Origin of the sequence: Streptomyces sp. NPDC005803, from assembly GCF_040630435.1 — a bacterium.
Lineage (GTDB): Bacteria > Actinomycetota > Actinomycetes > Streptomycetales > Streptomycetaceae > Streptomyces.
This window is the reverse complement of sequence record NZ_JBEXXO010000015.1, coordinates 165,322-178,335: the sequence shown is the minus strand read 5'-3', so window position 1 is coordinate 178,335 and position 13,014 is coordinate 165,322. Positions and strand designations below refer to the sequence as shown.

General features: G+C 70.6%; 12 protein-coding genes. 9 read left to right on the top strand and 3 right to left on the bottom strand.

The genetic code is table 11. The annotated features are described in order from the left end of the window. Positions 1-150: 150 nt before the first annotated feature. The 6 genes from ABZ454_RS22250 to ABZ454_RS22225 all read left to right on the top strand — a co-directional run bounded on the left by ABZ454_RS22250 (position 151) and on the right by ABZ454_RS22225 (position 6,992). Positions 151-1,383: an Ig-like domain-containing protein gene (locus ABZ454_RS22250; RefSeq protein ID WP_359540136.1), complete on the top strand. Its 1,233-nt coding sequence runs from the start codon at positions 151-153 to the stop codon at positions 1,381-1,383. 267 nt (positions 1,384-1,650) lie between these two features. After that, positions 1,651-2,904 carry an Ig-like domain-containing protein gene (locus ABZ454_RS22245; RefSeq protein WP_359540134.1) on the top strand — a complete coding sequence of 418 codons (1,254 nt, stop codon included), beginning with the start codon at positions 1,651-1,653 and terminating at the stop codon, positions 2,902-2,904. A gap of 89 nt (positions 2,905-2,993) precedes the next feature. Next, positions 2,994-3,761 carry an enoyl-CoA hydratase-related protein gene (locus ABZ454_RS22240; protein WP_359540132.1) on the top strand — a complete coding sequence of 256 codons (768 nt, stop codon included), beginning with the start codon at positions 2,994-2,996 and terminating at the stop codon, positions 3,759-3,761. Positions 3,762-4,012: 251 nt separating this feature from the next. Next, complete coding sequence (locus ABZ454_RS22235) at positions 4,013-4,528, top strand: ATP-binding protein (RefSeq protein ID WP_359540131.1); 516 nt, start codon at positions 4,013-4,015, stop codon at positions 4,526-4,528. 473 nt (positions 4,529-5,001) lie between these two features. Next, positions 5,002-5,802, top strand: a complete 801-nt coding sequence (locus tag ABZ454_RS22230; RefSeq protein ID WP_359540129.1) for a polysaccharide deacetylase family protein — start codon at positions 5,002-5,004, stop codon at positions 5,800-5,802. Beyond that, positions 5,802-6,992 (top strand): hypothetical protein, encoded by a 1,191-nt coding sequence (locus ABZ454_RS22225; protein ID WP_359540127.1) that lies wholly within the window; start codon positions 5,802-5,804, stop codon positions 6,990-6,992. Before ABZ454_RS22230 ends, ABZ454_RS22225 begins: the two co-directional genes overlap by 1 nt. A gap of 34 nt (positions 6,993-7,026) precedes the next feature. On the opposite strand, the gene ABZ454_RS22220 is transcribed toward ABZ454_RS22225, so the two are convergent. Continuing rightward, the gene (locus tag ABZ454_RS22220; RefSeq protein WP_359540125.1) at positions 7,027-7,665 is read right to left on the bottom strand and encodes a GNAT family N-acetyltransferase; all 639 of its coding nucleotides are present in this window, start codon (positions 7,663-7,665) and stop codon (positions 7,027-7,029) included. Between the two features lie 142 nt (positions 7,666-7,807). Here ABZ454_RS22220 and ABZ454_RS22215 point away from each other — a divergent pair, with 142 nt between their 5' ends. Then, entirely contained in the window at positions 7,808-8,017 is a 210-nt protein-coding gene (locus ABZ454_RS22215; RefSeq protein WP_219574369.1) for an EF-hand domain-containing protein, read from the top strand. Positions 8,018-8,111: 94 nt separating this feature from the next. Here the strand turns inward: ABZ454_RS22215 and ABZ454_RS22210 are convergent, their stop codons facing one another. Both ABZ454_RS22210 and ABZ454_RS22205 read right to left on the bottom strand, forming a co-directional pair. Then, a complete protein-coding gene (locus ABZ454_RS22210) occupies positions 8,112-8,552 on the bottom strand; it encodes an STAS domain-containing protein (RefSeq protein WP_359540123.1) in 441 nt (146 codons plus the stop codon). Positions 8,553-9,053: 501 nt separating this feature from the next. Then, positions 9,054-10,034, bottom strand: a complete 981-nt coding sequence (locus ABZ454_RS22205) for a terpene synthase family protein (protein WP_356318941.1) — start codon at positions 10,032-10,034, stop codon at positions 9,054-9,056. A 735-nt stretch (positions 10,035-10,769) separates the two neighbouring features. Here ABZ454_RS22205 and ABZ454_RS22200 point away from each other — a divergent pair. Both ABZ454_RS22200 and sbnA read left to right on the top strand, forming a co-directional pair. Next, entirely contained in the window at positions 10,770-11,687 is a 918-nt protein-coding gene (locus tag ABZ454_RS22200) for a TauD/TfdA family dioxygenase (protein ID WP_359540121.1), read from the top strand. A gap of 290 nt (positions 11,688-11,977) precedes the next feature. Then, entirely contained in the window at positions 11,978-12,985 is a 1,008-nt protein-coding gene (gene sbnA / locus ABZ454_RS22195) for a 2,3-diaminopropionate biosynthesis protein SbnA (RefSeq protein WP_359540119.1), read from the top strand. Positions 12,986-13,014 lie beyond the last annotated feature (29 nt).

The following is a 13,014-nucleotide window of genomic DNA, read 5'->3' as shown; positions in this document are numbered from 1 at the left end:
TCGCCTCCCGCGGCTCGTGGGGACCGGCACCGTGAGGGGGGCGTGCGGCGTCCCGGCCGCGGCTCCCCGAGTGTGGTCGTCCCCTCTGTTCTGCCCACGACGGGGCCCGCACTCACGTTTCCCCCGGCCCGCCCCCGTCGTTGGGGGGACGTGAACCACGTAGCGAAGAAGGCAGGGGCGAGCCCGGTGACCGTGACGGCCCGGTCGGGACTGCTCGCCGTAGTGGCCGTACTGGCTGTTCTGACCGGCTGCTCGGGTACGGACTCGATCATCGGCGGGAAACCCCGCTCGCCGCAGGAGGCCATCCGGATCACCCCGCGGGACGGGGCCGAGGACGTCGCGCCGGACAGCCGCATCGAGGTGAGGGTTCCCGACGGACGGCTGGAGAGCGTCGAGGTGACCCGGATCGAGGACGCGCAGCAGACGAAGGTGCGGGGTCTGATCGCCGAGGACGGGCTCTCCTGGTCGCCGCAGGGGGTGGCGGGCCGGCTCGGGCTCGCCGCCAAGTACAGCGTCGACGCGGTGGCCGTGGACGGCGCGGGGCGCCGCTCGGCCCGGCACACCACCTTCACGACGGCGGTCCCCGAACACCGCTTCATCGGCTACTTCAAACCGGAGAACCGGTCGACGGTCGGCACCGGAATGATCGTCTCCTTCGCGTTCAACCGTCCCGTCACCCGCCGTGCGGCCGTGCAGCGGGCCATCCGGGTGACCGCCGATCCGGCGGTCGAGGTCGCGGGGCACTGGTTCGGCGACAAACGCCTGGACTTCCGGCCCGCCGCCTACTGGAAGCCGGGCACCGAGGTGACCGTCGAGGTGGGGCTGCGCGACGTGGAGGGGGCGCCGGGGGTCTACGGCAGCCAGCGCAAGACGGTGCGGTTCACGGTCGGCCGCGAGCAGGTGTCCCGGGTGGACGCGGCCGCGCACACGATGGAGGTGCGCCGGGACGGGCAGCTCGTCTCCACCGTCCCGATCACCGCGGGCTCCGCCAGGACGACCACGTACAACGGCAAGATGGTGGTCAGCGAGATGCACGAGGTGACGCGGATGGACGGGCGGACCGTCGGCTTCGGCGGCGAGTACGACATCAAGGACGTCCCGCACGCCGTCCGGCTCACCGAGTCCGGCACCTTCCTGCACGGCAACTACTGGTCCGACGAGGACATCTTCGGCTCGGCCAACGTCAGCCACGGCTGCATCGGGCTGCGCGACGTGCAGGGCGGCAGCGGCGCCACCCCGGCCGGCTGGTTCTTCGAGCGGACCCTGGTCGGGGACGTCGTCGAGGTCGTCAACTCCACGGACAAGCAGGTCGCTCCGGACAACGGCCTGAGTGGCTGGAACATGGACTGGAAGCGGTGGAAGGCGGGTTCCGCACTCCGCTGACGCCCGGGGGCGTTCCCCCGCTGCCTCATCGACGGCGCGGCCGCTCCGGCCGCGCCGTCCCGCGTACCGGCCCCACGGGGGCGACACCGCCCGCGACCAGGCGAAGTCCTGGACGAGTTGGGACTGAACGGTGACATTCGTGGGGAGATCTGCCCGCTGTCGGTGTGATTATCTTTCGATGAGCGTGCATCTGTAGCGCGCGGGGGTGGGGCCTGCGGGCCCCCGGGGCCTTGGCGGGACCAGGCCGTGTGAGGGGAGACGACCACATTGAACGGGCAGCCGATATCGGGGGCATCGGCCGGGGCGGACAGCAGGCGGCGGGGGCGTGGGTCCACCGGTCTGCTGGCTCTGGTACTGGGTGCGCTGCTGTTGCTGGTAACGGCGTGCGGCGGGGGAGACACCGGAAGCGGCGGCAAGGGCGGCGGGGCGGACGGGGCGAAGGCCGAGGACACCACCGCCTCGCAGGCCGTGGTGAACATCGTGCCGAAGGACGGGGCCGACTCCGTCGCCACGAGCGGGGCACTGAAGGTCTCGGCCGAGCAGGGGAAGCTGGCCACGGTCAAGGTCTTGGACCCCAAGGGGGCCGAGGTCGCGGGGAAGATCGCGGCCGACGGCGCGAGCTGGGAGCCGGACCGGCACCTGGCCTCGGCGACCAAGTACCGGGTCCACGCGGTCGCCAAGGACGCGAAGGGCCGTGAATCGGCGAAGGACACCACCTTCACCACGCTGGTCCCGCAGAACACCTTCATCGGGCAGTACACCCCGGAGGACGGTTCCACGGTCGGTGTCGGCATGCCGGTCTCGATCCACTTCACCCGGGGCATCACCGACCCGGAGTCCGTCGAGAAGGCCATCGAGGTGACGGCCGAGCCCGCCGTCGAGATCGAGGGCCACTGGTTCGGCAACGACCGCCTGGACTTCCGTCCCGAGGACTACTGGGCCGCGGGCACCAAGGTGACCGTGAAGCTCAACCTCGACGGTGTCGAGGGGCGCCCGGGGGTCTACGGCAAGCAGGCCAAGACGGTGTCGTTCACCGTCGGCCGCCGGCAGGTCAGCACGGTCGACGCGAGCACGCACCGCATGAAGGTCGTCCGTGACGGCAAGCAGATCAAGGACATCCCGATCTCGGCGGGCGCCCCGGCCACCACCACGTACAACGGCCAGATGGTCATCAGCGAGAAGCTCCGGGTGACCCGGATGAACGGTGACACCGTCGGCTTCGGCGGCGAGTACGACATCAAGGACGTGCCGCACGCGATGCGCCTGTCCACGTCGGGCACCTTCATCCACGGCAACTACTGGGGCGGCTCAGGCATCTTCGGCTCCACCAACACCAGCCACGGCTGCGTCGGACTTCAGGACGCGCGCGGCGCCGGTGATCCGAGCACCCCGGCGGCCTGGTTCTTCGACCGCTCCCTGATCGGCGACGTCGTGATCGTCAAGAACTCCCACGACAGCACGATCCAGCCGGACAACGGCCTCAACGGCTGGAACATGAGCTGGTCGGAGTGGACCAAGTAGGTTCCGCCGTACGGAGCGCGCGAAGGGGCCCGGTGCTGTGACCAACGGCACCGGGCCCCTTCGCGTGAGCGCCCGTTAACCTGCCTCCCATGACCGTAACCCTCGAAGTAAGCGGCGGCGTCGGCACGATCCGGCTGGACCGTCCGCCGATGAACGCCCTGGACATCGCCACCCAGGACCGGCTGCGCGAGCTCGCCGAAGAGGCGTCGCGGCGCGACGACGTGCGCGCCGTGGTGCTCTACGGCGGCGAGAAGGTGTTCGCGGCCGGCGCGGACATCAAGGAGATGCAGGCGATGGACCACCCGGCGATGGTCGTACGCTCCAAGGCGCTGCAGGACTCCTTCACCGCGGTGGCCCGCATCCCCAAGCCGGTCGTCGCCGCCGTCACCGGCTACGCGCTCGGCGGCGGCTGCGAGCTGGCCCTGTGCGCGGACTTCCGGATCGCCGGGGACAACGCCAAGCTGGGACAGCCGGAGATCATGCTCGGGCTGATCCCGGGCGCCGGCGGTACCCAGCGCCTCGCCCGTCTGGTGGGCCCCGCCAAGGCCAAGGACCTGATCTTCACCGGCCGCCACGTGAAGGCCGAGGAGGCCCTGACCATGGGGCTGGTGGACCGCGTCGTGCCCGCCGCCGAGGTGTACGAGCAGGCGCACGCCTGGGCCGCCAAGCTGGCGAAGGGCCCGGCGCTCGCGCTGCGCGCCGCCAAGGAGGCCGTCGATGCCGGGCTGGAGACGGACATCGACACCGGGCTCACGATCGAGCGGACCTGGTTCGCGGGCCTCTTCGCCACCGAGGACCGGGAGCGCGGAATGCGCAGCTTCGTGGACGAGGGCCCGGGCAAGGCCAAGTTCCTCTGACCGAACGCCAGTTGGGAACGGCCGGGTGAGCGTTCATCCGTGTGGGCGGATTAGCCGGGCCTTAAGGCAACCTTAAGGCCCGGCTTCACGGCGGCCCGGGCGAACCCGTTCGACCGGAGCGTTCCCGCAGGTCAGTGCGGGTGCGCGAGGGGGCATCCTGTCAGTGGCATATGCCTGGAGCCCTCCGCGCAATGCCTTGTCCGGGGTCGCGGATTCCCGCGGAACGGCCACGGGGTGCCCGCTGTGCGGCCATGATGGTGTCCATGGCGGGCCTGGAGGGTGTGGAGCAGCCGCGACAGCGCAGCAGCGTGACAGCGGACCGGAGGATGCCGGCCGTCGAAGACGAACAGGCGTTCAAAGCGCTGGAGTTGTTCGGGAATCCGACGGAGGACGAGGTCCGGCTGCCCTCCCGCCCCGAGTCCGCCGCCACGGCGCGCAGGCTCACTTCCTGTGTGGTGCTGCGTCAGTGGGGGCTCTCCCCGCAGACCGCCGAGCATGCCGTTCTGCTCGTGTCCGAACTCGTCGGGAACGCCGTGCGGCACACCGGCGCCAGGGTCTTCGGGTTACGGATGATGCGCCGTCGCGGCTGGATCAGGATCGAGGTCCGCGACCCCTCGCGCGGACTGCCGTGCCTGATGCCCGTCCAGGAGACGGACATCGGCGGGCGCGGGCTCTTCCTGGTCGACAAGTTGTCCGACCGCTGGGGCGTCGACCTGCTGCCGCGCGGCAAGACCACCTGGTTCGAGATGCGGACCTCCGACCGCTGACCCGTCGCCCCCTGCCCCGGCCGTTTCGGCCCGTCCGCTCCACCTGCCGGTCACCACCCCTCCGCTCCCGCCGCCGGCCTTCGGCCCCTGCCGGCGGATGCACAGAAGCCCCCGGATCGGCCGTGGTGCGGCGCTGCGGGGGCTTCTGTGTGGGGGGCCGTGACATGGGGGGTGTGTTCACGGCCGCTTGTGACGACCTGGCCCGGGTCATGGGGGTCGTGTCCCCGACTATGGCAGACGGGCGACTCCATCGCCAAAGCCGTAATACTCCTATAGTGGTGCATCTCCGGACATTCCATCGATGAATCGCAGGTGTACTGAGTCACATGCCTGGAAAATAGCGAGCAAGTCGGGGATTCCCTGGGTGATTCATTGATCTCCCGAGGGGTGGACATGCGCATCCGTGTGACCTTCGACGCCCGCCACAGGGTCAATTGTTATTTTCCGGACATCGCGCCCCTAATGTTCTGCGCATGAACGTTCCCGACGGACCGGTGCGCCGACGCAGCGCCCTGCGCGCGGGAGCCGCCCTCACGGCCGCCCTCGCCGCCGGCTGTGCGGACCCCGACGCCGCCGGCCCGCCGGCGAAGCCCCCCACGCGTCCGGCACCGAGGAAGCAGGCCGCCACCACCGGCGCGCACGCCCCGGCGCCCGCCCCGCACCGCATCCCCGGGCAGCCCGTGCAGATCGACCACGGCCCCCGCGACCGCGCCCGCGTCGCCCTCACCTTCCACGGGCAGGGCGACCCCGCCGTCGCCCGGACCGTCCTCGAAGAGGCCGAACGCGCCGGCGCGAGGGTCACCGTCCTCGCCGTGGGCAGCTGGCTGGACGAGCACCCCGGCATGGCCCGCCGGATCCTCGACGGCGGCCACGACCTCGGCAACCACACCCAGCGCCACATCGACATCTCCGCGATGGACGAGCCACGGGCCTACGCGGAGATCACCGACTGCGCCCAGCGGCTGCACCGGCTCACCGGCTCCATCGGCACCTGGTTCCGTCCCTCGCGCACCCGGTACGCCACCCCGCTCGTCCAGCGGCTCGCCGTCCGGGCCGGATACCCCCACGTCCTCTCGTACGACGTGGACTCGCTCGACTTCACCTCGCCCGGCGCCGCGGCCGTCACCCGCAAGGTGGCCGGGGAGATCCGCAACGGATCGGTGGTGAGCATGCACTTCGGCTATGCGGACACGGTCGCCGCACTGCCCCTCCTCCTCACCGAACTCGACCGCCGCCACCTGCGTGCGGTGACGACCACGGAGTTGCTGACCTGATGCCTCCCACCACCCCACGCGCCGCGGCCCTGCTCGGGGGCCTCCTGCTCGCCGTCCTCACCGGGTGCGGCGGCACCCCCGCGGGCAAGGGGGCCGACGCCGCCACCGAGGCCGCCGCCCCGCCCGCCCGGCCCGAACACGTCACCCCGCCCGCGCCCCCGGGGCTCCCCGGGATGCCCCCCGTCCTCGACGCCGGGAACGTGTACGCGGCCGACGCGCCGGGAAAGCTGTCGCCGGCCGTCAAGGGCTTCCCGTCCCGGGTGTACGTGCCCAACACCAACTCCGACACCGTCTCGGTGATCGACCCCGTCACGTACAAGGTCATCGAGACGATCCCGGTCGGCCGTCAGCCGCAGCACGTCGTCCCGTCCTGGGACCTGAAGACGCTCTGGGTCAACAACGACGTCGGCGACAGTCTCACCGCCATCGATCCGGCGACCGGGAGGCCGGGGAAGACGGTCGACGTCTCCGACCCGTACAACCTCTACTTCACACCGGACGGCAAGTACGCCGTCGTGATGGCCTCGATGGACCGCGAACTCGTCTTCCGCGACGCGCACACCATGAAGACGGCCAAGACCGTGCCGGTGAGCTGCGCGGGCGTCAACCACGCCGACTTCTCCGCGGACGGCCGGTACTTCATCGTCTCCTGCGAGTTCTCCGGCGAACTCCTCAAGGTCGACACGGCGCAGATGAAGGTCGTGGGCCAGCAGAGGCTTCCGTTCGAGGGCGCCATGCCGCAGGACGTCAAGCTGTCCCCGGACGGCAGCACCTTCTACATCGCGGACATGATCGCCAACGGCATGTGGGTGCTGGACGGGAAGAACTTCACCCCACCGAAGCTGCTGCCCACGGGCAAGGGCACGCACGGGCTCTACGTCAGCCGCGACGCCAAGGAGATGTACATCTCCAACCGCGGCGAAGGCTCCGTCTCCGTCTTCGACTTCGCCCGGAAGAAGCTGGCGAAGAAGTGGCGCCTGCCGAACGGCGGCAGCCCGGACATGGGCGGGGTCTCGGCGGACGGCAAGGTCCTGTGGCTGTCCGGGCGCTACGACGCCGAGGTGTACGCGATCGACACCGCCACCGGTAAGCAGCTGGCCCGCATCCCGGTGGGCAGCGGACCGCACGGCCTCGCCGTCTACCCGCAGCCGGGCCGCTACTCGCTCGGCCACACCGGCGTCTTCCGCTGAGCCAGGCCCCGGCGGGGCCGCGCCGGTTGCCGGCTCACCCGGCGACGAGCAGGGCCTCCGAGGCCACCGGCCGGTAGCCCGCCGCCTGGAACGTCCGCACGCTGCGGGCGTTCCCGGGCGACTGCTGGGCCCACACCACCGTGTCCGGCACCAGGTGCCGGGCCGCCCGTGCCAGCCGCTTGCCCAGCCCCTGGCCGCGCGCCTCCTCGGTCACCTCGATCGCGGTCTCCCAGCGCCCCGCCACACCACGGCCGAGGATCAGCACACCGCCCTGCGCGCCCCAGGCCCGGACCTCGTCCCGGTACTTCATCGCCCGCGCGACGCGGGGGTGCTCCGGGTCGCGGATCTCGCGCAGTTCCAGTTCCGGAGCGCCCGGCAGCGCGGGGGCGACCGTGAGCAGGTCGATCGTGTTCATGTGCCGGCCGGTCCTGGCCAGGAGGGCGCCCAGGAAGTGCGGATTCATCGTCGCGGCGAGCGGGTCGCCGGGGGCGGCGGCCAGGGTGTCCCGCACCCACCGGGGGTCCTCGTCGGTGAAGACGACCGAGTGCGCGGTGAACGCCAGCACCCCGGCATCCCGTGTGCTGGGCTGCCTCACCACGGTCGTGGACCCGTCCGGCGGCGGGAACCGCCCGTGCGACGCGGCGTCCAGGATCCGTGCCAGTGCCTCGCTCATCGCGCCTCGTGCTCCCCGCTCGGGCCACCGCCCACCGGGTGGTGGACGGCTCACCCATGATCGTCGACCGGCCGCCGCCGGGACCATCCGTCGCGCCCGTTAATCTGACCTCCGTCAGACAGTCTTACGAAGGGGCGGAAAAGTGGCGGACATCGAGTCGGCGCGCAAGGCGTTCGAGCGGTACGACCTGAACGGCGACGGGCTGATATCGGCTGTCGAGTACAAGAGCGTCATGGCTCAGCTGGGTGACCCCTACGTCACGGAGACGGTCGCCCAGGCCGTGATCAACTCCCATGACGCGAACGGGGACGGGCTCCTCACGTTCGACGAGTTCTGGGCCGCGCAGAACTGACGTCCGCAGGACCCCCGGCCGGTCGGCCGGGGGCCGCGTGCGGGTCACGGCCGGATGCGCGGGCTCCGTCGCGCGAAGGGCCCCGTCCGCTCGTTCAGGAGACGTCCGGGGTTCCGGGGTCCGTCGTGCGGAAGGTCGCGTCCGGGGCGGCCGCCGGGCGGAAGATCTCGTCCGGGGTGGCCACCGGGCAGAAGAGATCGTGCAGCCGGCCGGCCCGCAGCAGGCGCAGGATCCGCGGGCAGGCGCAGACGAGCCAGAACCGCCCCTCACGGTCCAGGGCGCGCCGGCGGGCCCGGCACAGCAGCGTCAGCCCCGAGCAGTCGAGGAAGCTCACCTCCGTCAGGTCGACCACCAGGTGGGGCGAGCCGTCCGACGTCGCGCCGTCGAGGGCCGGCGCGATGAGCGCCGCGGTCGCGAGGTCGATCTCGTCGCGCAGCGCCACCACCGTGTGCCCGTCCCTGCGGTACACCCGGCCGCACGGCTCGGGCAGCGGGGCGGGCACGAGGAATGCCGTAGTGGCCGGCGTCTCGGTCATTGATGCCTCTCCTCGCATGGCCGGGCCCACGGACGTGCCCGGGGACCCGCGTGACAGTCGGCGGGGGACGACCGGTGAGGTGACAGTCGGTGAACCTAACCCGAGAGTCCGTCAGGCGGCGACGCAGAAACGTTCGCGCCGTCCCCAATGCCTTCTTCCGGGTGAACGTCCGCTGTTCCCATGGACAGAGGCGGGTGAATTGTGTGGTTGTCAGTCAGGAAATGAGGGTCGGTGGTGGTGTGGGCCCGTGTGTCCGCATCCTTCCGCCGCACGTCCATGACGGCCGTGCCCACCCAGACGGGGAGGCGCCTCCTGGCCGGTGAGGCCGCGGGGCCGGGCGGCGGTGGTCCGTGCTCCGCGGGGCCTGCTGCCGCAGGGTGGCCGATGTGGGCCACACGGCTTTCCGGCCGCCGCGAAGCGACCGGAAGCCACGTCTCGTGTGGACGGACAATGTCCTGAACTCACCGTTGCCAACGGGTAGTTCAGTGCTGCGCGCCCCTGTCAGGCGGCGAAGTTCCGGGACATGGAGCCGTGTTCGTCGATCTCCATGAGGTCGGGGCGGGTGTAGCGCTCCGCGCGTGCGTGGTAGTCGAAGTCGCCCCGGACGAGCCCTCGGTAGTCCCGTACGCACCGCTCCAGTGCGACGCGCGGGAGCCCCTCGATGCCCGCCGCCTCGATCTCCTCGACCAGCTCCTTCTCCGCCCGTTGCACCCGGTCGGCGATGCGGGCCAGCAGGATCCCGGCCTCGTCGACGGCGTCCTGGAGCGAGCCGCCGCGGTCCCGCTGGATGAGCCGGACGGTGTTGTGCTCGTATCCGAGCACGGCCTCCTTCTCGAAGGAGCAGATGTCGTTGCAGAGTCCTGAATGGTCGGCCACCGCATTGCGCAGGGCGATGTAGGCGGGAAGGCTCCGGGCGGATTCCGGCAGGTCGATTCCCGCCGTGATCTCGTGCAGGTCGAGAAACGGCTGCATGGCCACCGAATCGCGGCGGTGCTTCACGAAGTCGGCCGTGCTCGGCACGTGCCCGGCCGCCCGGTCGACCGCCTCCGCGTAGTACGTCCACAGCCAGGCCGCCGTGTCGCGGCGGAACTGCCGGATCCAGCGCGCCGACCTGTCCGTGCACGTGCGGACCAGCAGTTCGGCCAGGGCGTGCTCCATGGGGCCGACGGGCGCCCGTGCGCCGTCGAGCACGTCCACGAGCCGGGCGATCGCGCTCTCGCACACCTGGGGGTCGCGGCCGGCCGGGCCGTCGTCGAACTCGTCGTCGACCAGGAACGCCCAGAAGAGCCACTGGCAGAAGAGGTCGAGGTGTTTCTGTGAGGCCTCGGGGAATATGAGCGATATCCAGAGTTCGGGGCGGGTCCGGATCATTTTCTTACGGGCCACCGGTGACAGGGCGAGATCACTGGCCTCCGCCCATGCCCAGGCGGCCTGCTTGGTCTGCTCGACTCCCGGATGACATCCCGCGCTCTCGAACGGCATGTGGAATTCCGGTAGCGCCAACTTGCTCATGGTGCACCTCGTCTGAACGTCATGTACAGGGAAGGGGGATGCGCAAAGGAACCGCGCACGCACAGGCCGGGGCGGCGGACGGTGAACACGAGGTCGTCGATCGGCGCTTCGACAAAGCCGTGTCCGTGGGGAAAGCTGTCCGCACCGGCGTCGGTGACAGGTGGAACGGCCGTGAGCCGGCTGCGGCGGTGGTCGCCGCGGGAGCGGATCAGGGCCGGCGGGGCGGACGGTCGCAGCGGGCCACCCGTGGCACGCTTCGGGCGCCGCGGCCGGGCCGGACGGCCGGATCCCGCCGGGGAAGCGTCACGGGAGGGGCGGCTGTCATTGCTGTCCTCTTTCCTCCGCGGGGCCGGCCCGTCGCAGCCGGGCCCGCCGGACCAGGGCAGCGGACCGCCTGACGTGCACGGCGATCACGTCACCATTCGTCACGACCAGTGAACTCCCAGTATGTGGGGGGAGGGAAGCCGCCCGTGACTGAAAATGTATGTTCACCCCGAACCTCTGCGCAGTTATGAGCAGTTGGTGCACTCCTGGGGTGAACTGGGAGCGCAGGTACGTGTGTGTCGGCGCAGGGCCTGGGGCGTGCGCCGCCGAGCTCGGAGGCGGCGTCGAGCCCGCGGGGCGGGGGCCCCGCGACCGACCCGCCCGCGACGGACCCGGCGGTGATATCGGGCCGGTATAGCCCCCGGCGGGACGCTCGTGCGCATGACGGAAACCATGACCTGGGCCCCCACGGAGATCACCGCGGCGGACGGCCCGCTGCTCGACCAACTGACCGAGCGCCTCGACGACTTGCTGCTGAGTAACGGCGCCGTGGTGTTCCGCGGCTTCCGGATCACGCCCGCCGCCTTGGGCGGCGTACTCGACCGGATCCTGCGCAACCGGCTCGCGTACGTGCACGGGAACTCGCCCCGCAGCCATGTGGGCGACCGTGTCTACACCTCCACCGAGTACCCCGCCGAGCAGACGATCTCGATGCACAACGAGTTGTCGTACTCGGCACGCTGGCCCTCCCGGCTGGCGTTCTACTGCGAGACCACGCCGGGTTCGGGCGGCGCCACCCCGGTCGTTCCCGGCGTGGCGTGGCTGGCCGCGCTCTCGCCGGAACTGCGCACCGCCTTCGCCGGAGGCGTGCGCTACACCCAGAACCTTCATGACGGCCACGGCTTCGGCAAGAGCTGGCAGGAGACCTTCGAAGCCTCCGGCCGGGCCGAAGTGGAACGGCACCTGGAGGCGATGGACGGGACGACGTGGGAGTGGAAGCGCGACGGCGGCCTGCGGATCGCGCAGATACGCCCGGCCACGGTCACCCACCCGGTCACCGGCGCGGAGGTCTGGTTCAACCAGGCCGACCAGTGGCATCACGCGGCGCTCGGCGACGAGACCGCCGCCGCCCTGGCCGCGATCATGCCGGAGGAGGACCTGCCCCAGCACGTCACCTTCGCCGACGGGTCGCCGATCGACCCCGCGTACGTCCTGGAGATCCGCGACCGGGGCCTGGCCACCGCCGTGGACGTCGACTGGCAGGCCGGGGACCTCCTGGTCATCGACAACGTGCTGGTGGCGCACGGGCGCCGGCCCTACGCGGGGCCGCGCCGCGTCCTGGTGGCGATGTCCGACTGAGCTGCCGGCCCGCACACACAAAGCCCGGCTCCGTGGCCACGGAGCCGGGCTTTCAGTGCGCCGTTCAGTTGTTGTTGTTCCGGTTGTTGTTGTTCGCGTTGTTGTTCCCGTTGTTGTTCCGGGCGTTGTTCGCGTTGTTGTTCAGGTTGCTGTTCATGTCCACCTCGTCTCGGGTCGGTTGAGAAGAGCTTGGAACACAATTCTGCACTTCATCCATATCCGGTTGCATATAGGGCCCCTATAGCGTCCTGGGCAACGGTTGAAGGAGGTATTTTCGAAGAGGAGTGGCTATGTACGGAACAGCTGCGAGCAGCATCCTCGGGACAGTCGGGGGCACGCCCTTGGTGGAACTACCCCGGTTTCTGCCGGATTTCGGCGGAAGGGTATTCGCCAAGATCGAAGGCTTCAATCCGGGCGGCAGCATAAAGGACAGGACCGCCGTGAGCATGATCCTCGACCGGATCCGGAGCGGCGAAGTCGACCCCGCCCGCTCGGTGGTGGTCGAATCGAGCTCGGGAAACCTCGCTGTCGGAATCGCCCAGCTCTGCCGCTACCACGGGATCCGGTTCATCTGCGTGGTCGACGCGAAGACCTCGCGGCAGAACCTCGCCATCCTGCGGGCCTACGGCGCCGAGATCGAGGAGGTGACGGAGCCGGACCCGCGGACCGGTGAGTTCCTGGAGCGCCGGGTGCAGCGGGTCCGCCACCTGGTGGCGACCATCCCGCACGCCTTCTGGCCCAACCAGTACGCCAACCCGCTGAATCCCGCGGCACACCAGCACACCATGCGGGAGATCGCGGATGCCCTGGACGGCAAGGTCGACTACCTGTTCTGCGCCACCAGCACCACCGGAACGCTGCAGGGCTGCGCACAGTACGCCAGGGCCAACGGCCTCGGTACGACCATGGTCGCGGTCGACGCCGTCGGCAGCGTCCTCTTCGGCGAACGGGGCCAGGTGCCGCGCCTCATCCCGGGGCACGGCGCGTCGGTCAAGCCGGCCCTCTTCGACGCCTCCGCTGCCGACCGGGTGGTGCACGTGACCGACCTCGACTGTGTCGTGGGCTGCCGGAGGCTGGTCGGGAGGGAGGCGGTGCTCGCGGGCGGCTCGTCGGGTGCGGTGGTCGCCGCGCTCCAGCAGATCAGTGAGGAGATCCCGGACGGCTCCACCTGCGTGATGATCTTCCCCGACAGGGGGGACCGCTATCTCGACACCATCTACGACGACCTCTGGGTCAGCGAGCGGTTCGGCGAGGTCTCACAGCTCTGGAAGCCGGAGCTGCCCGTCCCGGCCGCCTGAGCACCTCGCTCCGTGCGGGTCCCGGGCGG

What these genes read in the sequence shown, in the direction of transcription:
- ABZ454_RS22200 (WP_359540121.1), top strand. Translation starts at nt 10,770, where the DNA reads ATGACGGAAACCATGACCTGGGCCCCCACGGAGATCACCGCGGCGGAC.
- ABZ454_RS22205 (WP_356318941.1), bottom strand. Translation starts at nt 10,034, where the DNA reads ATGCCGTTCGAGAGCGCGGGATGTCATCCGGGAGTCGAGCAGACCAAG.
- ABZ454_RS22220 (WP_359540125.1), bottom strand. Translation starts at nt 7,665, where the DNA reads ATGAGCGAGGCACTGGCACGGATCCTGGACGCCGCGTCGCACGGGCGG.
- ABZ454_RS22235 (WP_359540131.1), top strand. Translation starts at nt 4,013, where the DNA reads ATGATGGTGTCCATGGCGGGCCTGGAGGGTGTGGAGCAGCCGCGACAG.
- ABZ454_RS22240 (WP_359540132.1), top strand. Translation starts at nt 2,994, where the DNA reads ATGACCGTAACCCTCGAAGTAAGCGGCGGCGTCGGCACGATCCGGCTG.
- ABZ454_RS22210 (WP_359540123.1), bottom strand. Translation starts at nt 8,552, where the DNA reads ATGACCGAGACGCCGGCCACTACGGCATTCCTCGTGCCCGCCCCGCTG.
- sbnA (WP_359540119.1), top strand. Translation starts at nt 11,978, where the DNA reads ATGTACGGAACAGCTGCGAGCAGCATCCTCGGGACAGTCGGGGGCACG.
- ABZ454_RS22225 (WP_359540127.1), top strand. Translation starts at nt 5,802, where the DNA reads ATGCCTCCCACCACCCCACGCGCCGCGGCCCTGCTCGGGGGCCTCCTG.
- ABZ454_RS22230 (WP_359540129.1), top strand. Translation starts at nt 5,002, where the DNA reads ATGAACGTTCCCGACGGACCGGTGCGCCGACGCAGCGCCCTGCGCGCG.